Annotated in this window: 22 protein-coding genes; 9 read left to right on the forward strand and 13 right to left on the reverse strand. The window is 63.6% G+C overall.

The genetic code is table 11. The features are described from left to right. Positions 1 to 108: 108 nt before the first annotated feature. The 3 genes from AC3RCG_RS24960 to AC3RCG_RS24970 all read right to left on the reverse strand — a co-directional run bounded on the left by AC3RCG_RS24960 (position 109) and on the right by AC3RCG_RS24970 (position 3,921). Positions 109 to 2,307: a TonB-dependent siderophore receptor gene (locus tag AC3RCG_RS24960; protein ID WP_492402327.1), complete on the reverse strand. Its 2,199-nt coding sequence runs from the start codon at positions 2,305 to 2,307 to the stop codon at positions 109 to 111. 115 nt (positions 2,308 to 2,422) lie between these two features. After that, positions 2,423 to 3,415, reverse strand: a complete 993-nt coding sequence (locus AC3RCG_RS24965; RefSeq protein ID WP_492402326.1) for a FecR domain-containing protein — start codon at positions 3,413 to 3,415, stop codon at positions 2,423 to 2,425. Next, entirely contained in the window at positions 3,412 to 3,921 is a 510-nt protein-coding gene (locus tag AC3RCG_RS24970) for a sigma-70 family RNA polymerase sigma factor (RefSeq protein WP_492402325.1), read from the reverse strand. Before AC3RCG_RS24970 ends, AC3RCG_RS24965 begins: the two co-directional genes overlap by 4 nt. Positions 3,922 to 4,160: 239 nt before the next feature. Here AC3RCG_RS24970 and ffh point away from each other — a divergent pair, with 239 nt between their 5' ends. Together ffh and AC3RCG_RS24980 are read left to right on the forward strand one after the other, a co-directional pair. Next, positions 4,161 to 5,528 (forward strand): signal recognition particle protein, encoded by a 1,368-nt coding sequence (gene ffh / locus AC3RCG_RS24975; protein WP_492402324.1) that lies wholly within the window; start codon positions 4,161 to 4,163, stop codon positions 5,526 to 5,528. 436 nt (positions 5,529 to 5,964) lie between these two features. Then, on the forward strand, positions 5,965 to 6,360 hold the full coding sequence (locus AC3RCG_RS24980) for an SWIB/MDM2 domain-containing protein (protein WP_071650146.1): 396 nt from the start codon (positions 5,965 to 5,967) through the stop codon (positions 6,358 to 6,360). Between the two features lie 211 nt (positions 6,361 to 6,571). Here the strand turns inward: AC3RCG_RS24980 and AC3RCG_RS24985 are convergent, their stop codons facing one another. Together AC3RCG_RS24985 and AC3RCG_RS24990 are read right to left on the reverse strand one after the other, a co-directional pair. Next, complete coding sequence (locus AC3RCG_RS24985) at positions 6,572 to 7,189, reverse strand: lytic transglycosylase domain-containing protein (RefSeq protein ID WP_070310115.1); 618 nt, start codon at positions 7,187 to 7,189, stop codon at positions 6,572 to 6,574. Further along, a complete protein-coding gene (locus tag AC3RCG_RS24990; protein WP_492402323.1) occupies positions 7,186 to 8,925 on the reverse strand; it encodes a proline--tRNA ligase in 1,740 nt (579 codons plus the stop codon). The genes AC3RCG_RS24985 and AC3RCG_RS24990 overlap by 4 nt, the downstream gene beginning before the upstream one ends. A gap of 204 nt (positions 8,926 to 9,129) precedes the next feature. Between AC3RCG_RS24990 and AC3RCG_RS24995 the strand changes: the two genes are divergently transcribed. After that, positions 9,130 to 9,762, forward strand: a complete 633-nt coding sequence (locus AC3RCG_RS24995) for an RNA pyrophosphohydrolase (RefSeq protein WP_070218597.1) — start codon at positions 9,130 to 9,132, stop codon at positions 9,760 to 9,762. A 100-nt stretch (positions 9,763 to 9,862) separates the two neighbouring features. Here AC3RCG_RS24995 and mqo read toward each other — a convergent pair whose 3' ends face one another. Both mqo and AC3RCG_RS25005 read right to left on the reverse strand, forming a co-directional pair. Continuing rightward, positions 9,863 to 11,461 (reverse strand): malate dehydrogenase (quinone), encoded by a 1,599-nt coding sequence (gene mqo, locus AC3RCG_RS25000; RefSeq protein ID WP_409027833.1) that lies wholly within the window; start codon positions 11,459 to 11,461, stop codon positions 9,863 to 9,865. Beyond that, positions 11,454 to 11,600 carry a hypothetical protein gene (locus AC3RCG_RS25005; protein ID WP_409027832.1) on the reverse strand — a complete coding sequence of 49 codons (147 nt, stop codon included), beginning with the start codon at positions 11,598 to 11,600 and terminating at the stop codon, positions 11,454 to 11,456. Before AC3RCG_RS25005 ends, mqo begins: the two co-directional genes overlap by 8 nt. 304 nt (positions 11,601 to 11,904) lie before the next feature. Here AC3RCG_RS25005 and AC3RCG_RS25010 point away from each other — a divergent pair, with 304 nt between their 5' ends. Genes AC3RCG_RS25010 through AC3RCG_RS25025 form a run of 4 tightly spaced genes read left to right on the forward strand, consistent with a single transcriptional unit; the run spans position 11,905 to position 14,339 of the window. Next, entirely contained in the window at positions 11,905 to 12,327 is a 423-nt protein-coding gene (locus AC3RCG_RS25010; RefSeq protein WP_070218599.1) for a DUF1841 family protein, read from the forward strand. 46 nt (positions 12,328 to 12,373) lie between these two features. Next, positions 12,374 to 13,492 carry a saccharopine dehydrogenase family protein gene (locus AC3RCG_RS25015; RefSeq protein ID WP_492402322.1) on the forward strand — a complete coding sequence of 373 codons (1,119 nt, stop codon included), beginning with the start codon at positions 12,374 to 12,376 and terminating at the stop codon, positions 13,490 to 13,492. Further along, entirely contained in the window at positions 13,489 to 13,959 is a 471-nt protein-coding gene (locus AC3RCG_RS25020; RefSeq protein WP_492402321.1) for a DUF2269 family protein, read from the forward strand. Before AC3RCG_RS25015 ends, AC3RCG_RS25020 begins: the two co-directional genes overlap by 4 nt. Then, complete coding sequence (locus tag AC3RCG_RS25025) at positions 13,956 to 14,339, forward strand: DoxX-like family protein (RefSeq protein ID WP_492402320.1); 384 nt, start codon at positions 13,956 to 13,958, stop codon at positions 14,337 to 14,339. Before AC3RCG_RS25020 ends, AC3RCG_RS25025 begins: the two co-directional genes overlap by 4 nt. 48 nt (positions 14,340 to 14,387) lie before the next feature. Here the strand turns inward: AC3RCG_RS25025 and AC3RCG_RS25030 are convergent, their stop codons facing one another. The 4 genes from AC3RCG_RS25030 to AC3RCG_RS25045 are packed head-to-tail and all read right to left on the reverse strand — an operon-like array spanning position 14,388 to position 18,882. Then, positions 14,388 to 16,661 carry a nitric-oxide reductase large subunit gene (locus AC3RCG_RS25030; RefSeq protein WP_492402319.1) on the reverse strand — a complete coding sequence of 758 codons (2,274 nt, stop codon included), beginning with the start codon at positions 16,659 to 16,661 and terminating at the stop codon, positions 14,388 to 14,390. A gap of 14 nt (positions 16,662 to 16,675) precedes the next feature. Beyond that, a complete protein-coding gene (gene ytfE, locus AC3RCG_RS25035; protein ID WP_099410754.1) occupies positions 16,676 to 17,353 on the reverse strand; it encodes an iron-sulfur cluster repair protein YtfE in 678 nt (225 codons plus the stop codon). A 32-nt stretch (positions 17,354 to 17,385) separates the two neighbouring features. Further along, positions 17,386 to 17,988: a multicopper oxidase domain-containing protein gene (locus tag AC3RCG_RS25040; protein ID WP_492402318.1), complete on the reverse strand. Its 603-nt coding sequence runs from the start codon at positions 17,986 to 17,988 to the stop codon at positions 17,386 to 17,388. Positions 17,989 to 17,997: 9 nt separating this feature from the next. Beyond that, positions 17,998 to 18,882 carry a multicopper oxidase domain-containing protein gene (locus tag AC3RCG_RS25045; protein WP_492402317.1) on the reverse strand — a complete coding sequence of 295 codons (885 nt, stop codon included), beginning with the start codon at positions 18,880 to 18,882 and terminating at the stop codon, positions 17,998 to 18,000. A gap of 150 nt (positions 18,883 to 19,032) precedes the next feature. On the opposite strand from AC3RCG_RS25045, the gene norR reads away from it, so the two are divergent. Next, on the forward strand, positions 19,033 to 20,586 hold the full coding sequence (norR, locus tag AC3RCG_RS25050) for a nitric oxide reductase transcriptional regulator NorR (protein ID WP_492402316.1): 1,554 nt from the start codon (positions 19,033 to 19,035) through the stop codon (positions 20,584 to 20,586). A 25-nt stretch (positions 20,587 to 20,611) separates the two neighbouring features. Here norR and AC3RCG_RS25055 read toward each other — a convergent pair whose 3' ends face one another. Both AC3RCG_RS25055 and AC3RCG_RS25060 read right to left on the reverse strand, forming a co-directional pair. Further along, positions 20,612 to 20,953 carry a c-type cytochrome gene (locus AC3RCG_RS25055; protein WP_099410807.1) on the reverse strand — a complete coding sequence of 114 codons (342 nt, stop codon included), beginning with the start codon at positions 20,951 to 20,953 and terminating at the stop codon, positions 20,612 to 20,614. Positions 20,954 to 20,967: 14 nt separating this feature from the next. Next, complete coding sequence (locus AC3RCG_RS25060; protein ID WP_046684254.1) at positions 20,968 to 21,297, reverse strand: c-type cytochrome; 330 nt, start codon at positions 21,295 to 21,297, stop codon at positions 20,968 to 20,970. Between the two features lie 233 nt (positions 21,298 to 21,530). Here AC3RCG_RS25060 and AC3RCG_RS25065 point away from each other — a divergent pair, with 233 nt between their 5' ends. After that, the gene (locus AC3RCG_RS25065) at positions 21,531 to 22,400 is read left to right on the forward strand and encodes an AAA family ATPase (RefSeq protein WP_034746522.1); all 870 of its coding nucleotides are present in this window, start codon (positions 21,531 to 21,533) and stop codon (positions 22,398 to 22,400) included. Positions 22,401 to 22,409 lie beyond the last annotated feature (9 nt).

Genomic DNA, 22,409 nt, shown 5'->3' on the forward strand with positions numbered 1-22,409 from the left:
TCCCCGTGGCATACGCCGGCTCACGCCATTACTGGCGTGGGCCAGATTCAACTGCACATCCATAAGCCATGCATCCTTCATCAAGATAGGTCATTCAAAAGTGATTGTTTACAGTTTGTAGTTCAATGTCAGCATCACGTTGCGCGGCGCCCCGACCAGGTTGCCGAAGACATCGGAATAGATGCTCTGGTAATAGTGCTTGTCCAGCGCATTGTTGACGTTCAGGCGCAGCTCGGCGCGGCTGTCGATCTGCCAGGCCGCGTTCAGGCCCACGATCGCGTAGCGGCCCTGGCGCAGATGGTAGGTGCCGTCGCTCGACTCGGTCGCGCCCTGCCCGTACACCGACGCGCCGACGCGCCAGCCCTGTGCGGCGCCGGACAGGCGGTAGCTGGTGGCCAGCTTGAGCTGCTGGCGCGGATAGCGGCTGTTGAAATCCTTGCCGATATTGGCCGGATCGCTGTCGCGCGTGAATTGCGCCTTCACATACGTAAAACCGGCCGACAGCTGCCAGTCCGGCGTCAGCGCGCCCGCCACGTCCAGCTCCACGCCTTCGCTGCGCACTTCGCCCGACGCGCGCTGGCAATAGCCCCAGGTGCTGCCGGGGCAGGGATTCGGGCCGGCCAGGTCGTCCACGCCGCGGTTCTGCTGGCGGATCTGGAACACGGCCGCGCTGGCATTGAGGGCGCCGCCGAAGTATTCGCCTTTCACGCCCGCTTCATAGTTGGTGCCGCTGATCGGTTTCAGGGGCCGCGCATTGGCATCGGTGGACGCCTGCGGCTGGAAGATCTCGGTCCAGCTGGCGTACACGGAATGCTGCTTGTCGAGGTCATACACGACACCGGCGTACGGCGTGAATTCGCGCGCCACCGAGTAGCCGGCATCGTCCTTGTACCAGCTCACGCGCCCGCCCAGCACCAGCGACAGCGGCTCGGTCAGGCGCAGGCGCGTGCCCGCATACACGCCGCTTTGCTCGGTAATGCTGGCCGTGCGCCACTGCGCGTAATTGATGACGGGGCGCGCCACGCTGCCCGCATCCCAATTGAACGGGTCGAGCACGGGCGCAGCCGCGCCCCAGCTGTACGGCGCCCAGCCGCCATAGCTGTTTTTCGACGAACGGCGGTGGCTGGCGCCGACCGTCAGCTCGTGCTCGCGGCCGAACAGGCTGTAGCTGCCGCTGGCATAGGCGTCATAGCTGGTGTTGGCCAGTTCGGCGCGGTAGCTTTGCGAATTGAAACGCAGGGTGTCGCCGCGGCGGTTGATGCCGGAAAACGTCGTGTCGATCTCGGGCGTCTTGCGCGTGGCCGCCAGCTTGGCCTTCCAGCCGTTGGCGAAGCGGTGTTCCAGTTCGGCGAAGATGGTTTTATCGGTCTGGCGCCAGCCGTCGAAATCGCTGCCCAGGTAGGTGGAACGGGGCAAATTCAAAAAACGGCCGTCGGTGGCCGTCACCACGCCCGTCGAGACGCCGTCGTTGTCCGTCTTGCGGTAATGCGCGCCCACCGTCAACGTGGTATCGGGACGCAGATCGGCCTCGATGATGCCGTACAGCTGGTGATTGCGTCCATGCAGCACGTCGACAAAATCCTTCTTGTCCTGCACCGTGACGACCATGCGCCCGCGCAGGGTCTTCGCTGCGTTGAGCGCGTTGGCCGCATCGGCTTCCAGGCGGTAGTTGCTCCAGCTGCCGATGCTGGCCGAGAACGACGCTTGCGGCGTGGCCGTCGGGCGCTTGCGCACCATGTTGATGGCCGCGCTGGGCGTGCCGCTGCCCGTCATCAAGCCCGTGGCGCCGCGCACCACCTCGATGCGGTCATAGATGGCCAGGTCGTCATTGTCGCCATTGAACGTGCCGTTCGCGCCCAGGCTGGTAGGCAAGCCGTCGAACAGGATGTTGTCGATTGGAAAGCCCCGCGCGCTGAAACTGCCCGAATCGCCCGTAAAGTTGCCTTTTTGCATGACCAGCCCCGTGATCGACTGCACGGCGTCGTCCAGGGTCGTGATGCCCAGGTCGTCGATCTGCTGGCGCGTCAGCACGCTGACCGACTGCGGCGTTTCGCGCAGCGACAGGTTCAGCTTGGTTGCCGTGTTGCTCACGCCCGTCGTGTAGGAGCCGCTGCCTTCCGTCGTCGCATCGCGCCCCGCCGTGACGGACACGCCGAGCATGGTTTGCTCGGTCGCGGGAATGGCTGGCGCCTGCTGCGCCAGCGCCGGCAGGCTGGCGGCCAGGCACAGGGCCGCAGCGGCTTGCGCCAGCGGACGCAGTGAGGAGTGAGAGGATGGCAAACTGACAAAAGGCAAAGCGTGCGACATGAAAGTTCCTGATAGTAATGGCGTCATGAGACGGTAAAAAACAGGCGCCTACCTTGTAGGTGCCGCGAAAACGAAAAACGGGCAGCCGGATGGCTAAATATTTCTGCGCAGCGTGCTATGACGCCGGCTCGACGCTGACCCAATAGCGCGTGCGGCTGCGGACCTGCACCGGCAGCGAGTTGGGCAGCATGTTCAAAATGCGCTGCGTGTCGGCCAGCGGGAACACGCCCGACAGGCGCAGCTGGGCCACTGCCGGCGCGCAGTCGATCACGCCGGGGCGGTAACGGGCCAGGTCGGCCAGGAAATCGCCCAGGGTCACGTCGTCGACGATCAGCTGCCCGCGCGACCAGGCATGCGCATACGCAGCGATGGCGTGCGGCGCGTCCAGCGTCTGGCGGGAAAATGCCACGCCGCGCCCGGCCGCCAGCAGCATTGGCGCGCCGGCACTGTCGCGGGGACGGATTTCCACGGCGCTTTCCAACACGTCCACCGTGCTGTAGTCATCTTGCTGGCGCACGGCAAAGCGCGTGCCCAGCGCGCGCACCAGGCCTTCGCGCGTGGCCACCACCAAAGGCGCGGCGCTGCCGGCACCGTGGCCGCTGGCCACGAGGATCTCGCCGGCCAGCAGTTCGATCAGGCGGCGGCTGGCGTCGAAACGCACGTTGACTGCCGATCCCGTATTCAGGCTGAGCACGCTGCCATCGTCCAGCACCACCTCGCGCCGCTCGCCCGTGGCCGTGCGGTAGTCGGCACGCAGGGTGCGCACGCCGTCCCAGGCGCCCGTCTGCGCGGCCAGCATGCCGCCGCCGGCCGCCACGCCCAGCCACGCCAGCACCTGGCGCCGCTTGCCGTTGACGGCTTTGCGCTGCGTGCCGGCCAGCGCCTGCGCGGCCGCGCCACGGTGCAAGCCGTTGAAGCGCCGCGATACCGCTTCGATATGCCGCCAGGCCCGTTCATGTTCCGGGTCGGCGGCGCGCCAGCGCTGCCAGGCGGCCTGCTGCGCTTCGCTGGCCTCGCTAGACATCAGCACGGTCAGCCACTCGGCCGCCTGCTGCTGCACGTCCTCGCGGATGGCTGGCGGTGCCGCCGGTTCTGCCGCCGTGCTCATGCCGGCAGCGAGAAAAACACCTGGCGGTTGGCGCGCGTCAGGTATTGCTTGACCGAGCTGGCCGATACGTTCAGGCGCGCGGCGATCTCGGCATAGCTGAGGCCTTCGAGCTGCGCCAGCAAGAACGCCGTGCGCACGGGACCCGGCAAGCCGTCGAGGGCCAGGTCGATCTCCTGCAAGGCTTCCAGCGCCAGCAGCCGCGCTTCCGGCGCGGGCACCACCTCGGGCGGCAGGCAGGCGAGCGCCTCCAGGTAGGCGTCTTCCAGCACTTGCCGGCGGTAGCGGTGCGCCACCAGGCGGCGCGCGACGGTGGCGAGAAAAGGCCGCGCTTCGCGGATCTGCGGCGCGGCACCGTTGGTGAGCACGCTGATAAAGGTGTCTTGCGCCAGATCCGCCGCGTCGCCCGCATTGCCCAGCTTATGCCGCAGCCAGCCCTGCAGCCAGCCGTGATGGCTGCTGTAGAGCGCGTGCAGGTCTTGTTGCTGTGCAAAATCGGCGGCCGACATGGCATCCCTTTCCGGTCTGGCGCGACGCGCCCACGAATGTAAATAAGAATTATTCTCATTTTAACCGTGTTTTTGACTTTCATGCAATCGCGGCATTGGCAGAAATACCAACTCATTCAAAAGCCGGCCAACCGCCAGGCGCTGCTGCGCGGGACCGCCAGCCACCCGCGATAAGGTAAAATGACGGCCATCGTCCGGCTTGCGCCGCCCACTCCCAAGCTTTTCATTGCAGGTTCATCATGCTAGATAATCTCACCCAACGGCTTGCCAAAGTCGTCAAGACCATGCGCGGCGAGGCGCGCCTGACCGAAGCGAACACCGCCGACATGCTGCGCGAAGTGCGCCTGGCGCTGCTCGAAGCCGACGTCGCCCTGCCCGCCGTGCGCGAATTCATCGCCAAAGTCAAAGAAAAAGCCATGGGCGAGGATGTCATTTCCTCGCTGACGCCAGGCCAGGCCCTCGTTGGCGTGGTGCAGCGCGAGCTGGCCGCCCTGATGGGCGCCGACCTGGGACCGGAAGCGTCGCAGATCAGCTTTGCGCAGCAGCCGCCCGCCATCATCCTGATGGCCGGTCTGCAAGGTGTGGGTAAAACCACCACCGTCGGCAAGCTGGCGAAGTACCTGAAGGAAGAAAAGAAGAAGAAAGTGCTGACCGTCTCGGCCGACGTGTACCGTCCCGCCGCGATCGCCCAGCTGCAATCGGTCACCGCCCAGGTCGGCGCCGACTTCTTCCCGTCCACCAGCACGGACAAGCCGGTCGATATCGCCCTGGCCGCGCTGGACTGGGCGAAAAAGCACTACCACGACGTGCTGATCATCGATACGGCGGGCCGTCTCGGTATCGACGAAGAGATGATGCGCGAAATCGCCGCCATCCACGGCGCCGTGAAACCGATCGAAACCCTGTTCGTTGTAGACGCCATGCTGGGCCAGGACGCCATCAACACGGCCAAGGCCTTCAATGATGCGCTGCCGCTGACCGGTATCGTGCTGACCAAGCTCGATGGCGATGCGCGCGGCGGTGCGGCCCTGTCCGTACGCCACATCACGGGCAAGCCGATCAAGTTTGCCGGTGTGTCGGAAAAACTCGACGGCCTGGAAGCATTCGACCCGACCCGCATGGCCAACCGCATCCTCGGCATGGGCGACATCCTCGCCCTGGTGGAAGAAGCGCGCAAGGGCGTCGACAGCAAGGCGGCAGCCGACCTGGCGCAAAAGATCAAGGTCGGCGGCAAGTTCGACATGAACGACTTCAAGGCGCAGCTGGGCCAGATGAAGAAAATGGGCGGCATGGCCAACCTGATGGACAAGCTGCCGGCCCAGTTCCAGCAGGCGGCAGGCGGCAAGAACATGGATCAGGCCGATAAACAGGTGCGCCGCATGTGCGGCATCATCGATTCGATGACGCCGCAGGAACGCGCCAAGCCTGAACTGATCAAGGCCACGCGCAAGCGCCGCATCGCCGCCGGCGCCGGCGTGCAGGTGCAGGAAGTGAACCGCATGCTGACGCAATTCGAGCAGATGCAGACGATGATGAAGAAATTGTCGGGCGGCGGCATGATGAAGATGATGCGTTCCATGAAGGGCATGATGCCTGGCATGAGGTAGTAGAAGGCTTCAAAATCCGCTGCGCGGTGGTCCTTGCGGCCGGCGATGCTCACCGTACTAAAGTACGGTTGCGCTTCTCCGCCACAAATCACCTCCGCTCGCTGTGATTTTGAAGGCCTTTTTTACGCCGCGTATCGAAAGTCGATAGATCAAAAAACACCGTTTCAAATAATGCCGGATTGCATTTTCATGTGTCCGGCATCACGCTTCCCGCCCTCCGCAGCGCCCCTCCCCGCATAGCCAGCAACCATGCCATTTACGGGTAAAAACCCCGTTCTGCGCTCCCAAGCGGTGCGCCCGGGCGACAGCATTGCCATTTCCCTGCTTTTTCCTCGTGAAAACGTGAAAAACACTTGCATACAAGGTAAATCCACACCAATATTAGCCGTGCGATTAATTGCGCAATTTCCCATGTGTTTGTTAAGGAGGCTCGAAGATGGCAACAGCCAAAAAAACCCCAGTAGCAGCGCCAGCCAAAGCAGCAGCAGCCAAGCCTGCAGCCGCCAAGAAAGCAGCACCCGCAGCCAAGGCAGCAGCTAAACCAGCAGCGGCGAAGAAAGCGGCAGCACCGGCAACACCACGCAAGCCAAACGCAGCATTCATGAAAGCAATGACGCCATCGAAAGATCTGGCCGCCGTTGTTGGCGCAGCACCACTGCCGCGCACGGAAGTGACCAAAAAGGTATGGGATTACATCAAAAAACTCGATCTGCAAGATCCGGCCAACCGCCGCATGATCAATGCGGACGACAAGCTGAAAGCTGTTTTCGGCGGCAAAGCCCAAGTCTCCATGTTTGAAATGACGAAACTGATCTCCGATCATTTGAAATAATCAGATACGCACAGGGCGTCTACGCCGTGTGAGTGCCCCGCCGCTTTACTGCGAGCGGGGCATTTTTTTGCTGCGGGGTCAACCATGTTGTCGGATGACGGTCTTTCAGACCTAATCCGACCTACGTCCGCCCCATTCACCCGGGGTCAACCCCTCAACACCGTTAATACAGAGCCCTGCGCCAACGCTGCCGGGGGTCTGACCCCAGCCTTTATTTGACTTCCCACTGCTTCCAAGCCGCCCTTACCGCATTCGGATACTCGGCCCGGCCCCGGCTGCCGTTATACCGGCCCAGCGCCAGGTACAAATCGCCCTTTTCCATATCCAGGTACATGCGCAGGATCGCGCAGCCGTAGCGCAGATTCGTCTGCATGTGGAACAGCTTGCTGCGGTCGCTATCACCGATGACGCCCGTCCAGAACGGCATCACCTGCATGTAGCCACGCGCGCCGGCCAGCGAGACGGCATATTTGCGGTAGGCCGACTCCACCTGGATCAGGCCCAGCACCAGCGCCGGTTCCAGGCCCGCGCGGCGCGACTCGTACCACACGGTTTCCAGGAATTCCGTGCGCAGCTGCGCGTCCGGCAGCTTGCGCTGCAGACGTGACGACATCTGCGCCAGCCATTGCTGGTAGCGCTGCAGGTCGGCGGGCGTGACAAATTTGGGCTGCGGCGGGCGTTCGTCGCGGATCGCATGCGACAGGGCCAGGCGGACGGAGTCGGCCAGCGCCTCCTCTTTCTGGTTGCCGGCCTGCGCAAAGGAAACGCAGGCCAGGCCGGCGGCCAGCGCGAGCGCGCCGGCCGCCTTGCTTACCGATAAGCGCTTCACTGCGCCATTTGGCCCTGGATGAAGGCAACGATCTCGTCCGGCGCAACGCCGGTCGCTTCCGCATCGCGGCGGCCCTGGTATTCCAGCTTGCCTTCTTTCAGGCCCCGCTCGCCGATGACGATGCGGTGCGGCACGCCAATCAGTTCCCAGTCAGCGAACATGGCGCCAGGGCGCAAGCCGCGGTCGTCGACGATGACGTCCACGCCGGCGCCTTGCAGGGCCGCGTACAGCTTCTCCGTCTCTTCCTTGACCAGTTCGCTGCGGTCCATGCCCATCGGGCACAGCACGACTTCGAACGGCGCGATCGAGGCGGGCCAGATGATGCCCTTGTCATCGAAGTTCTGTTCGATGGCGGCGCCCAGGATGCGCGTCACGCCGATGCCGTAGCAACCCATCTGCAGCGGCGCAGGCTTGCCGTTTTCGTCGAGGAAGGTGGCTTTCATGCTTTCCGAGTACGCCGTACCCAGCTGGAACACGTGACCCACTTCGATGCCGCGCTCGATGGCCAGGGCGCCCTGGCCGTCCGGCGACGCGTCGCCGGCGACGACGTTGCGCAAGTCGGCCACGATGGCAGGCTCGGCCACGTCACGGCCCCAGTTGGCGCCCGTGTAGTGGAAACCGGCGTCATTCGCGCCGCAGACGAAGTCGCTCATGTGGGCGACCGTGCGGTCCGCCACCACGGTGACCGGTGCCTTCGTGCCGATCGGGCCCAGGTAGCCGGGAATGGTGCCGTAGACTTCCAGGATTTCCGCTTCCGTCGAGAAACGGTGACCGGCCAGGCCGGCAACCTTGCCCACCTTGATCTCGTTCAATTCATGGTCGCCGCGCAGCAGCAGCATGAAATGCTGTTTCGTGATTTTTTCATCCTTGCCCGTCGTTTCCACCGTCAGGGCGATGGTTTTCACGGTGCGCGACAGCTCCAGGCCCAGCAGGGCGGCCACGGTTTCGCACTTGACGGTGTCCGGCGTGGCCGTTTTCGTCAGCGCCTGGCTGGCAGCCGGGCGCTCGCCCGCTGGCGGCAGCGCTTCGGCCGCTTCCATGTTGGCGGCGTAGTCGGAGGTCGGGCAGTACACAAGCGCGTCTTCGCCCGTGTGGGCGATGACGTGGAATTCATGCGAACCGGAACCGCCGATGGCGCCGTTGTCGGCCGCCACGGCGCGGAATTTCAGGCCGAAACGCGTGAAGATGCGCGTGTAGGCGTCAAACATGACCTTGTACGACGCCTGCATGCCGGCCAGGTCGCGGTCGAACGAATACGCGTCCTTCATGGTGAATTCGCGGCCGCGCATCAGGCCGAAACGTGGGCGGCGCTCGTCGCGGAACTTGGTCTGGATGTGATAAAAGTTCAACGGCAACTGGCGGTAGGACTTGATTTCCGTGCGCACGACGTCCGTGATGACTTCTTCCGACGTGGGCTGGATCGCGTATTCGCGGCCGTGGCGGTCTTTCACGCGCATCAGTTCGTCGCCCATCTTGGTCCAGCGGCCCGTTTCCTGCCACAGTTCGGCCGGCTGCACGAGCGGCATCAGCAGTTCGATACCGGCGGCTTTGTTCATCTCGTCACGGATGATGGCTTCCACCTTGCGGATCACGCGCAAGCCCATCGGCATGTAGGTATAGATGCCGGAACCGAGGCGTTTGATCATGCCTGCACGCATCATCAATTGGTGGCTGACGATTTCCGCGTCAGAAGGTGCATCTTTAAGTGTGGAAATAAAAAAACGGGAGGCGCGCATAACGGTGAATTCTTTTTAAAAAGAGAGGGTTATAATCAACCTAATTTTAAAGGATTAGCTGGCTGATGCGTCCATACTTTACACAAATGCGCTCAATTGGTGCGATTCCGGCGCTTTTCGCACCCCGAAAAGGTCACCGGCTTGCGAAGTTGTGGGTAATTATGTAAAAAAGGACGCTCGGTCGCAGAAAGTTTGAGGTGCATTATGCTCGACCGTGAAGGGTTTCGGCCCAACGTCGGCATCATCCTGCTAAACGCCCAGAACGAGGTGTGGTGGGGCAAGCGGGTGCGCGAGCACTCATGGCAGTTTCCGCAAGGCGGTATCAAATATGGCGAAACACCGGAACAAGCCATGTTTCGCGAACTTGAAGAGGAAATCGGACTCAGACAGGAACACGTCAAAATTGTCGGCCGCACCCGCGACTGGCTGCGCTATGAAGTGCCAGACCACTTCATCAAGCGCGAGATTCGCGGCCATTACCGTGGCCAGAAGCAGATTTGGTTTCTGCTGAGAATGTGCGCGCGCGATAACGACGTCAATCTGCGCCTGACCGACCATCCCGAGTTCGACGCCTGGCGCTGGCATGAATACTGGGTCCCGCTCGATGTCGTCATTGAATTTAAACGCGATGTGTACCAGCGCGCCTTGCAGGAGCTGTCCCGCTTCCTGACCTGGCCCGTGCATGGCAACGCACAGCAAGCGCATCGCCACACGTCGCGCTACCTGCGCCAGCCCCATGCGCCACGGGCACAGGACGGCGCGGCACTGGCCAAGCCTTGCGACGGCATCGCCGCCGAAGGGTGTACGCCGGAGCTGATCTTGCCGGGCAAGGAGTAGTCCGCCGCAATGAACGCACGCTCCCACGCAAAAGGGGCAGCCTGAACAGGCTGCCCCTTTTTTCATGCCGGCAGGAAACTCCCCTGCCGGTCAGGCTGGCTTAGTTTGCCGCCGGCGCTGGCGCAGCAGCGGGAACGTCGAGCGTGATGGCTTTCAAGCCCAGGATATTGCTGCTGTAATGGCGGATCTTGTTGGCCAGGGCCGGGTCGTTGTTCAGCTTTTGACCGTACGACGGCACCATTTCCACCATCTTCGCTTGCCATTCCGGCGTGGCCAGGCGGCTCTTGAAGGCCGTTTGCAGCACCTTGATCATGATGGGCGGCGCGGTCGAGGCGCCTGGCGAAGCACCCAGCAAGGCGACGATGCTGCCATCGGCGGCGCCGACGACTTCCGTGCCAAACTGCAGCAAGCCGCCTTTGACAGGGTCATCCTTGACGATCTGCACGCGCTGGCCGGCGTTTTGCAGGGTCCAGTCTTCCATCTTGGCGTTCGGCAAGTATTCGCGCAGGGTCTTCAGGCGGTCTTCCGGCGTATTCATGACCTGTTCCACCAGATACTTCGTCAGCGGAATATTGTCGTAGCCGGCTTGCAGCATCGGTTTCACATTGCCCGTGCCGATCGAGGCAGGCAAGTCGATCCACGAGCCGTTTTTCAGGAACTTCGTCGAGAAGGTGGCAAACGGTCCAAACAGCAGGGCTTTCTTGCCATCAATGATGCGCGTGTCCAGATGCGGCACGGACATCGGCGGCGAACCGACGGACGCCTTGCCGTAGACCTTGGCCGCATGCGCCGCCACCAGTTCCGGATTGGTGGTCACCAGCCATTGGCCGCCCACCGGCACGCCGCCGTAGCCCTTGGCTTCAGGAATACCCGATTTTTCCAGCAGCGGCAGAGAACCGCCGCCGGCGCCGATGAAGACGAACTTGGCGCGCATGGTCTTTTCCTTGCCGGCAGCCAGGTCTTTCACCGTCACGTTCCACACGCCGTCGGCGCCGCGCCGGATGTCTTCCACCTGGTGGCGCAGGTGCAGCACCATGCCGTGGCTGTCCGTCAGGTATTTCACGAGACCGCGCGTGAGGTTGCCGAAATTGACGTCGGTACCGATCTCCATGCGCGTCGCCGCCACTTTCTGGCCCTTGTCGCGCCCTTGCATGACGAGCGGCGCCCATTGCTCGATCTGCGCCTGGTCTTCCGAGTACAGCATGCCCTTGAACAGGTTTTCCTTTTGCAGCGCGGCGTAGCGCTTCTTCAAAAAGGCAATATTGTCGTCGCCCCACACAAAGGCCATGTGCGGCACGTTGTTGATGAAGGTTTGCGGCGCACCCAGGTGCTTGTTGGCCACCTGATAGGCCCAGAATTGCTTGGAAATTTCGAATTGCTCGTTGATGGCAACGGCTTTCTTGGTCTCGATGCTGCCGTCGGCCGCTTCGGGCGTGTAGTTCAGTTCGGCAAATGCCGAGTGGCCCGTGCCTGCGTTGTTCATCGCGTCCGAGCTTTCGGCGGCCACGGAATCGAGGCGCTCGACCATTTCCATCGTCAGCGAGGGATCGAGTTCCTTGAGCATGCTGCCCAGGGTGGCGCTCATGGTGCCGGCGCCGATCAGCAGCACGTCGACCGGTTTTTCGGACGAGGCCGGAGGGGTCTTGTTACATGCCGCCAGGATCAGGCACGACATCAAAAGTAATAGCGATTTACGCATACGTAACTCCGTTTATGAATACTGAAGGATGATTCTTGCGCGCCACCGTGGCGGCACCATCGCTGTGTTGAATGAAAAACAGCCGGCCAGCCGGAACGCCAGGGCGGCCGGACAGGTCAAGGTTGATGGTGATAGGCATGCTGCCGCGCTCCGGGATAAGCCAGGAGCAAGATCTGGTGGCAAAGGTGCGGGCAATGGAAGCACGCAATGGCAACAAAATCGCCGTCGTGTCCAGAGCAAATATCAAGAGCGGCGATTTTATCACCGTTATTTGGCGCCGCCGGGCCGTGGCGGTAGTGGATAATACTTACTGCAGGGTATTAAATTGCGGTGACTATCGGGTCACGAAAGCGGACGCCGGACGGCAAAAAGGGCATCCCCGATGCCTTGAATTGACGTACGCGGTACAATGCCGGCTGCCCCTTAGCCACAGTCCTACAGCCATGTTCAACCCCTCTTCCGACGACGTGCGCCGCTTCTTTTGCGACACCTTGCGCAAGCACCGCGCCCACGAAATCCTCACGCCGATGGAAGCCATCGCGCTCGACTGGATCCTCGAACATCCCGAGTATGAAAACGAGCTCTCCGACGTCGAAGCGGCGCTGGCGCGCGATTACTCCGTCGAAGGGGGCCAGGCCAATCCTTTCCTGCACCTGTCCATGCATCTGTCGATCACGGAGCAGGTACAGGTGGACCAGCCGCGCGGCATCCGCCCGGCCGTCCAGCAACTGACCCAGCGCCTCGATTCGGCCCATGCGGCCCAGCACGAAGTGATGGAATGTCTGGGCCAGATGATCTGGGCTTCGCAGCGCTCGGGCTTGCCGCCGGATACGGACGCGTATATCGACTGCGTGCGGCGCCGCTGATCAGGTAGTATCATGTTGCCAAGAAACTCAGCCACTGAAGGATATCTTGGCCCATCACACCATTCTCGTACTCGGCGGTTACGGTTTTTTCGGCACGCGCATTTGCCAGGCGCTAGCCGGCAACCAGGATATCCATCTGCTGGTGGCCGGGCGCGACGCCGCCAGGGCCAGGGCACTGGCGGCGCAATTGGGCTTGCCGCCGCGGCAAGCACTGGCGCTCGATGCCGATGCACCTGATCTGGCGCGGCGCCTGGCCGAACTGGGCGTCGATACGCTGATCCATACCGCCGGCCCGTTCCAGGGCCAGGATTACCGCGTCGCCGATGCGGCGATTGATGCCGGCGCCAACTATATCGACCTGGCCGACGGCCGCGATTTTGTCGCCGGCATCGCCAGCCTCGACGACCTGGCGCGCCAGCGCGGCGTGTTCGTCACCAGCGGCGCCAGCTCGCTGCCAGCGCTGTCCTCAGCCGTGGTAGACCGCTACCTGCCGCGCTTTCGCCAGCTCACATCGATCCGCCACGGCATCGCCTCCGGCGCCCGCGCGCCGGGCATCGCCACCATGGCCGGCATCTTCTCGTACTGTGGCAAACCGTTCCAGCGCCTGGTTGCCGGCACCCAGCAGACCACGCACGGCTGGCTCGACCTGAAGCGCCACCGCTTTGCCGCGCCCGTGGGACGGCGCTTGCTGGGCAGCTGCGACGTGCCCGACCTGGCGCTGTTCCCGCAACGCTATCCGGGCCTCGACACCGTCACTTTTCACGCCGGTTTTGCCGGTGCGCCCGGCCATCTGTTCGTCTGGGCCGCCGCGCAACTGGTGCGCCTGGGCCTGTTGCGCAGCCTGCTGCCGCTGGCCAGGCCATTGCACGCCATCAGCCAATGGGTGGAACCGCTGGTCAGCGACAAAGGCGCGATGTTCGTGACGCTGCAAGGCACGGGACTCGATGGCCTGCCGCTGACGCTGACCTGGCAATTGCTGGCGGCGCAAAACCACGGCCCGCATATCCCGTGCGGCGCGTCGATCGCGCTGGCGAACCGGTTGGCCGGCGCCAGCAGCGGTGGCGCGCCGCTACCGCGCGGCGCGATGCCCTGCGTCGGCCTGCTCACGGTGGAAAATTACCTGGCCGCGCTGCAAGGCCATGACGTGACCGAGGTACCGGCATGAGCTGGTACCTGTTCGTCAAATGGCTGCACATCCTCAGCGCCACCATCCTGTTTGGCACTGGCATCGGCATCGCTTTCTTCAAGTGGATCAACGACCGGGATGGCGAGGTGCGTGCGATCCGCCTGTCGGCCGAAAAGACCGTGCTGGCCGACTGGCTGTTCACCACGCCGGCCGTCATTGTCCAGCCGCTGTCCGGACTGGCCCTGGCGCACCTGGCCGGCTATCCGATCCTGTCCGGCTGGGTCCTCGCCTCGATGCTGCTGTATGCGGTGGCCGGCGCCTGCTGGTTACCCGTGGTATGGCTGCAGATCCGCATGCGCAGCCTGGCCCGCCTGGCTGATGACACGGGCACACCGCTGCCGCGCCTGTACTGGTTCTATGCGCGCTGCTGGTTCTGGCTTGGCGTGCCCGCATTTGCCGCGCTCATGCTGGTCTACTGGCTGATGGTTGCCAAGCCCGCGCCATGACGCCAGCCAAGCTGCAAGGGCTGTACTGGGCCATGCGCCTCGGCATGGCCTTTATCTGGCTATGGACGGCGTTTGTGTCCTGGTATCTGTATCCGCATGCCGAATCGCTCGCATGGCTGCGCCGCAGCGGCATCACGCTGCATACGGAACACGTGTTTGCCGCCTCCTGCCTGGCCGACCTAGCCATGGGCATCGCCTCGCTGTTCCATGCCAGGCCGTTGCTATGGTGGACGCAGTGCGCGCTGGTGGCCGGCTATACACTGGTGATCGCCGTCTTCCTGCCGGAATTCCTGATACACCCTTTCGGGCCGCTGACGAAAAATATCCCGCTGGTCGCCGGCCTCGTCTTCCTGGCCATATATGAAAAAAGCCGTGGCTAGCACGGCTTCGGGAGATCGATCAACAACACTCGGCGGCGCAGCAACCGATCAGGCTGGCCGTACCGCCTGTGGCAGCGCGGGTGCCTTCGCCTTGTCCAGCAAGCCCAGCACCACCTGCAGCGCCATGGCGACGGCGCCGACGATGAACACCACGTCGCCGAAGGTGCGTATCCAGCGCAGGTTCTGCAACAGCGGCTGCTGCATGAAGCCTTCGCTGCGCGCATACCACAGGCCTTCCGTCACGCTGGCGTGGAACTGGATGATGCCAATCGGCAGCAAGCTGGTAAAGATCATCAGCGCCAGTCCCCCGTTCAAACCCCAGAACGCCGTCTTCATCAACGCAGGGCTGAAGCGGTAGTCGGGCCGCAGATAACGCAGCACCAGCAAGGTAAAGCCCAGCGCCAGGAAGCCGTACACGCCGAACAGCGCCGCATGCGCATGCACGGGAGTCGTGTTCAAGCCCTGGATATAGTACAAGGCCACGGGCGGGTTGATCATGAAGCCCAGCACACCGGCGCCCAGCATGTTCCAGAAGGCGACGGCGACAAAGCACATCATGGGCCAGCGCAGGTTTTCCATCCATGGCGCGCGCTCCTTCAGGCGCCAGTTTTCCCACGCTTCATGGCCCAGCACGATCAACGGCACCACTTCCAGCGCGCTGAAGCTCGCGCCGATGGCCATCACGGGCGTGGTGGTGCCGGCAAAGTACAGGTGGTGGAAAGTGCCGGGTATGCCGCCGAGCATGAACAGCGAGGCCGACGCCAGGCTGGCCGTCGTGGCCATGCGCACCGACACCAGGCCCAGGGTCGAGAAGATGAAGGCCAGCGCCGTGGTGGCGAAGACTTCGAAGAAGCCTTCCACCCACAGGTGCACCACCCACCAGCGCCAGTACTCCATCACCGATAAATGCGTGCGCTCGCCGTAGAACAGGCCGGCACCGTAGAACAGGCCGATGGCGCCCACGGACGCGGTCAGCAGCGCCAGCAGGTTCCTGTCGCCGCCCGGCTGGCGCAGGGCCGGCACGACGCCGCGCAACATCAGCACGAGCCACAGCAGAATGCCGACGAATTTGCCGATTTGCCACAGGCGTCCCAGGTCCACATATTCATAGCCCTGGTGGCCGAGCCAGAAATTCCACTCGGGCGGCATCACTTGCGCGATGGCCAGGTAATTGCCGATGAACGAGCCGACGACGACCGCGACGAGGGCCCAGAACAGCACGTCGACACCGAGGCGCTGCCACTTGGGGTCCTTGCCGCCATTGATCAGCGGGGCGAGGAACAGGCCGGCGGCCAGGAAGCCGGTGGCAATCCAGAACAGCGCGGCCTGGATATGCCAGGTGCGCGTGAGCGCATACGGGAACCAGCGCGACACGTCGATGCCGTAGAACTGCTGTCCTTCCACCGTGTAGTGCGCCGTAAAGCCGCCGATGAAGACCTGGAAGATGAACAGCGCCACCACGAGGAACAGGTACTTGCCCAGTCCCCGCTGCGAAGGCGTCAGCGCGAAAGTGGTGAGTGGATCGCGCGGACCGGCCGCCGGCAGCGCTTCGTCGTGGTCGCGCAAGAAGGCCCAGCCCCAGACGAGGAAGCCCACGCCGGCCAGCAGCACCACCACGCTGGCGACCGACCAGACGAGGTTTTCGCCACTTGGCTGGTTGCCGATCAGCGGTTCGTGCGGCCAGTTGTTCGTATAGGTCACTTTCTGGCCCGGACGCTCGGTGGCGGCGGCCCACGCCGTCCAGAAGAAGAACTGCGTCATCTGCGCGCGCCGCGCGGCGCTGGGCAAGGTGTTTTCCTTCATGGCGAAATGCTCGCGGCTGGCGTGCAGCGCAGGCGCGTCCGAGAACAGCTGGTCGTAATAGTGCGCCGTGCTGGCGATGGCTTGCACGCGGCGCGCCGACAGATGCAGCACTTGCGCATCATCGGTACGGTTGCCGCGGTATTCCAGCTTGAGCGCTTCGCGCAGCGCCGCCTGCGCGGGGCCGTCGAGCGCCGCGTATGCCTTGCCATGCTGCTCTTGCGCGGCCAGTTCCAGCCAGGCCGTCAATTCGCGGTGCAGCCAGTCGGCCGTCCAGTCGGGCGCCTGGTAGGCGCCGTGGCCCCAGATGGAGCCCAGCTGCATGCCGCCGACGGATTGCCAGGCCGTCTGGCCGTCGAGGATGCCCTCGCGGTCGAACAGCTGCCGGCCATCCTGCGCCAGCACTTGCGCGGGAATCGGCGGCGCGTGCCGATACACTTCCGTGCCGTAGTAGCCGAGCAGCAAAAACGTCACGATCAGCACACCGATCAGGGTGAACCAGAGTTTTTTGTAGGGACCCATGGGTCTTTCCTTTGTCAGTGCACCACGGCCGGCGCAAAGCGCTCGAACAGGATATTGTTTTCAGTATGGATGTGCGCCATCAGATCTTCGCGGAAGGTGCGCAGGCCCGTGTACAGCGCGCGCCAGGTGGTGCAGGCGCCACCTGGTGCGGTGATATCGTTCGTCATCGCCTCCATGGCGCGCAAGGCCACGCCATGGTCGTCGTGCTCCATGCGCATCACGTTGATGGGCGCGCCGGCCCGGGGGCCCTGGCCGCGCACGATCATGGGGAACAGCACGTCTTCCTCCTTGCGCATATGGCTTTCCAGTTCCTGCGCCATGGCCGACAGGTGTTCCGCCAGCCCGTGCGGACAGTCGGCGCGGTCGCCATGCACCTGCTCGACCTTGCGCGCCAGGCGTATCAGCTCGGGCAGCTGCTCGCGGTGCACGGCGTGGTAGCGCGCCAGGATGTGTTCCACCAGCTCGGCGGCCGGGGCGTCCTGCCAGTCACGCTCGCCGCTGGCGTCAATCCGTCCGGCCAGCACTTGCAGTTCCTCGACGATGGGCGCCGTGTCCACGCCGGCCGCTTCAGCCGCCGCGCGCAGGGTCTTGTTGCCGCCGCAGCAGAAATCGAGGCGGTGCGCATCGAACAGGCGCGTGGCGCCGGGGATGCGGCGGGCCAGCTGGCCCAGGGATAGGTCGATCATTTCCATAGCAATTCCTTGATGATGAATGGGGGGTTGTTTTATTGGACGGCGCCCGCGTGGTAGACGCCGGGCACGGCTTCGCCCGTCACTTCCAGCACGCCCACGGCGCCCTTGCCGGCGCGCGACAGCGCATGGTCGACCAGCAGATAGCTGCCAGGGTGCTGCACCTTGAGTTCGACGATGGTCGCGCCGCCCGGTGCGACGAGCGTGGTTTGCACGTCGTTTTTCGGGCTGCTGATCGAGCCTTCGCTGTACACCTTGTCGAAGATCTCGCCGATGATGTGGAATGATGAAATCTTGTTCGGGCCGCCGACACCGAAATAGATGCGCACGGTCTCGCCGACTTTCGCCTGCAGTTTGTGCGTCTTGCTCAGGGCGCCCACTTCGCCGTTGAAGACGTAGTAGTCGGGCAGCTCATTGGCCATTTTTTCCAGGTTCGGTTCCTGGTGCACGGGGGCGCCGTGCGGACGGCCCGTGTACATCTCGCCCTGCATCACGTAATACTCGCGGTCGACTTTTGACAGGCCGCCTTCCGGTTCGACGAGGATCATGCCGTACATGCCGGCCGCGATATGCTGCGGCACCAGCGGCGTGGCGCAGTGGTAGACGAACAGGCCCGGATTGAGCGCCTTGAAGGTCACCGTCTTTTCCTACCCCGGCGCCACCTGCGTGTGCTGTCCGCCGCCATGGCCGCCCGTCACCGCGTGCAGGTCGATCGAGTGGATCATCTTGCTGTCCTTGGCGTTGAACAGGGTCAGTTCCACCGTGTCGCCCACCTTCGCGCGCAGCATCGGGCCCGGCACTTGCCGGTTGAAGGTCCAGTAGGTAAAGCTGGTGCCGTCATCGAGCTTGCCCGGCAGTTCCACCGTCTCCATCCGGTATTTCAGGGTTTGCGGCGCGCGCGCGCCGATGGCGGAAGGCACCTGCGCCGGATTGGCGGCCACGCTGACGGCCGATGGATCGGGGCCGCGCATCGGCGACGGCGCGGGCGTGTACAGGGCCAGCGCGGCGGCCTGGCTCGATTCGCCGGCAGCGCTGCCGGCGCCAGCGGCCTTCGGTGCCCCGGCTTCGGCCAGCGAGGTGCCGGCGACTTCCAGCTTGCCTTCCATGCCGATCTGGCGGTGGCCGGGAATCGAGCAGTAATAGGTGAACGTGCCGGCGCGCGTGACCTTGAAGCGCACGGTGGTGCTGCCGCTATTGGCGCTGAACTTGTTTGATGCCACGTTCAGTTCCGGGATCAGCAGATCGTGCTCGGCGCCTTCGCCGCTTTTCAGCACGAGTTCGACCGTGTCGCCCACCTTGGCCGCCAGCACGGGGTTGACCTGGCCCTTGGCATCGATGAACACCATCTTGCCGTCGACGATATTGGTTTGCAGTTCATAGCGCTTGACCACGGCGGCGGCAGAGGGTTGGCTGACAGCGGCCGCAGTGGCGGCGGCGCTGGCCGGCAGGCTCACCTGGGCTTGCACGGACAGGGGTATGGCCAGTACGCAGACGGCGGCGGCAATGGCGCGGAGGGAGGGAGTCGTTTTCATCAGGCTTTCCTTGGTCTTGTATGCCGGTTCGGCACCCTTACCTAGGCAAACGGTGTGCCAGGAAAAACTTGTTTTAAATCAACGATTTGAAAAATGCAGGGTCGATATGACCCTTTTCAAGCGTGGTCCGTTGTACCCTGCATGGTACTTATGACCACCACCGCCATCCACCTGCTGCTGCTCACCGACCTGGTCGCCGACCTGCCCGTGGCCGTGCGCCTGCAGCGCCTCGTGGGCAGCCTGCGCGCGCACTTCGGCTGCGAGGCCGTGGCCTTGCTCAAGCTCGATGGCGAGCACCTGCGCCCCGTGGCGATGGCCGGCCTGGCCAGCGACGCGCTGGGACGCCGCTTCGCCGTCGCCGACCATCCGCGCCTGGCCGCCATCCTGCAGCGGCGCGGCGTGCTGTGCTTCCATCACGACAGCTCGCTGCCCGATCCCTACGACGGCCTGATCGCCGAGCGGGCCGGCGAACCGCTGCCCGTGCACGACTGCATGGGCATGGCGCTGGACCTGGAAGGCGAACGCTGGGGCGTGATCACGCTCGACGCGCTGCGGGTGGGCACCTTCGATACGCAAGCGCAGCGCGACCTGGGCGAGCTGGCCTGCGCCATCGAGGCGGCCGTGCGCGTCACGCGCCTGGAGACGGAAATCCGCGCCCTGCGCCTGTCGGGCGGCGCCATGCTGGCCGATGCGCAGGCCCCGCGCGAGGAACACGACTTCGTCGGCCAGAGCAGCGCCATCACGCATTTGCTGCACGAATTGCAGGTGGTCGCCGATGCCGAGCTGCCCGTGCTGCTGCTGGGCGAGACGGGCGTGGGCAAGGAATTGTGCGCGCACCGCCTGCACCGGCTGTCGCGCCGCGCCGGCAAACCATTGATCCACGTCAATTGCGCGGCCTTGCCGGAATCGCTGGCCGAGAGCGAATTGTTTGGCCATGTGCGCGGTGCGTTTTCCGGCGCCGTCAGCGACCGGCCCGGGCGTTTCGAGGCGGCCGAAGGGGGCACCCTGTTTCTCGATGAAGTGGGGGAATTGCCGCTGTCGATACAGGCCAAGCTGCTGCGCACCTTGCAAAATGGCGAAATCCAGCGCCTGGGCGCGGACCGGCCGCGCCGGGTCAACGTGCGCGTGATCGCCGCCACCAACCGCAGCCTGCGCGAACATGTGCGCGACGGCTCGTTCCGCGCCGATCTGTACCACCGTTTATCCGTCTATCCCGTGCCGATTCCGCCGCTGCGCGAGCGGGGCAACGACGTGCTGCTGCTGGCGGGCGGTTTCCTGGAACTGAACCGCGCGCGCCTGGGCTTGCGCAGCCTGCGCCTGTCGGCCGCGGCGGAAAACGCCCTGTGCCACTACCGCTGGCCCGGCAACGTGCGCGAACTGGAACATGTGATCAGCCGGGCCGCGCTGAAAGCCGTGATCCGCGGCGCGGACCGCAAAGAGATAGTAACGCTGGAAACGGATATGCTCGACCTCGATGCGCTGGAAGCGCCGGCCGGCGCGGACGCGCTGCCGCCAGTGCTAACTGCGTGCACGATGCCGGCGGCGCCGCTGTCCATGCATCAGATCGTCGAAGCGAGCCAGCGCCAGGCCATCCGGCAAGCGCTGGCGTTGCATCAGGATAACTGGGCCGCCGCGGCGCGGCAACTGGGGCTCGACGCCAGCAATCTGCACAAGCTGGCGCGCCGGGTCGGACTGAAAGCCTGAACCGAACTCAAACGTAAATTCAAACTCAGCGGTGGGTCACCAGGGTGGTCGGCAGGCTGTGCAGGTAGGCGGCCAGGTCCTTGATGTCCTGGTTGCTCAGCGGCTTCACCTGGCCCGTCATGATGGCGTTGTTGCGGCCGTTGGCCTTGTCGCCCCGTTTATACGCCGTCAAGGCGTGTTCCAGGTAATCCCTGTGCTGGCCCGCCAGTTTCGGGTAGGACGGGTCGATGGGCGAACCGTAATCCTTGCCGTGGCAGGTGGCGCAGCTGTATTTTTCGGCCAGGGCCTTGCCCGTGTTGATATTACCGGCGGCGCTGGCGGAAAACGAGACGGTGGCGCAAACGAGGGCGGCGAGTAGTGTTTTCATCATCTGGCTGGTCCTCAGTTCGGCTTGGCTTGTTGCGCATAGTACGCGGCGACATCGGCGATATCCTGGTCGGACAGGCTGCTGGCGATGCCCTTCATGCTGGGGTGCTTGCGGTCGCCCTTCTTGTAGGCTTGCAGCGCATTCTCGATATATTTTGCCGGCTGGCCGCCGATCATCGGCACCTGGAACACTTCGGGGAAGGTCGCCTTGTAACCGGGGATGCCGTGGCAGCCGATACACATTTCCACCTTGGCAGGGGCTGCCTTGGCGTTTCCTACAATGTCAGCCGCTGTGACGGCATTTGCTATGCCGGCAAGCACGAGAAGTGCAAATATTTTTTTCATAGTGGCAATGTGAACAAAGGTAATCGGAGAAACGCCAGAGCTGGTTTTTATTGATTTTATGTGTTGACAATTAAGGTTGACAATTAATCTGCTGCTTGCCGATTCTAGCCAAGATATTCTTGCAAGTCCACCTATAAAACCCGCATTGTCGGCAGGCAGGCACAGGCCGTCCGCGTGGCAGCGCGCCACAGTTCTGTTTATACTCACCATTTCCCTACTTTGGCAGACCGCTCATGCAAGCACAGCACACCCAGCAAGGCCAACGCTTCGAAGGTTCCGACAGCTATGTCGCCACCGCCGACCTGAAACTGGCCGTGAATGCGGCGCTGACCCTGCAACGCCCGCTGCTGATCAAGGGCGAACCGGGCACGGGCAAGACCATGCTGGCCGAGGAAGTGGCCGCCGCGCTGAACATGCCGCTGATGCAATGGCATATCAAATCGACCACCAAGGCGCAGCAGGGCCTGTACGAATACGACGCCGTGTCGCGCCTGCGCGATTCGCAGCTGGGCGACGAGCGCGTGCGCGACATCCAGAACTATATCGTCAAGGGCGTGCTGTGGCAGGCATTCACGGCGCCCGAACCGGTGGTGCTGCTGATCGATGAAATCGACAAGGCCGACATCGAATTCCCGAACGACCTGCTGCGCGAACTGGACCGCATGGAATTCTATGTGTATGAGACGCGCGAAATGGTCACGGCGCGCCACCGACCGCTCGTCATCATCACCTCGAACAACGAGAAGGAATTGCCGGACGCCTTCCTGCGCCGCTGCTTCTTCCACTACATCAAATTCCCGGACAAGGACACGATGGAGCAGATCGTCGCCGTCCACTACCCGCACCTGAAACAGGAATTGCTGGCGCAGGCGCTGCAAACCTTCTATGAAGTGCGCGACGTGCCGGGCCTGAAGAAAAAGCCGTCGACGTCGGAATTCCTCGACTGGCTCAAGCTCCTGCTGGCCGAGGACATCCCAGCCGAAGCGCTGCGCAGCAAGGACAACAAGGCCGTCGTGCCGCCGCTGCACGGGGCGCTGCTGAAAAACGAGCAGGACGTGCACCTGTTCGAGCGCCTGATGTTCATGTCGCGCACCAACCGCTAAGGAGCGCCG

The sequence above is a fragment of the Janthinobacterium sp. GW823-FHT01H08 genome (assembly GCF_058797855.1).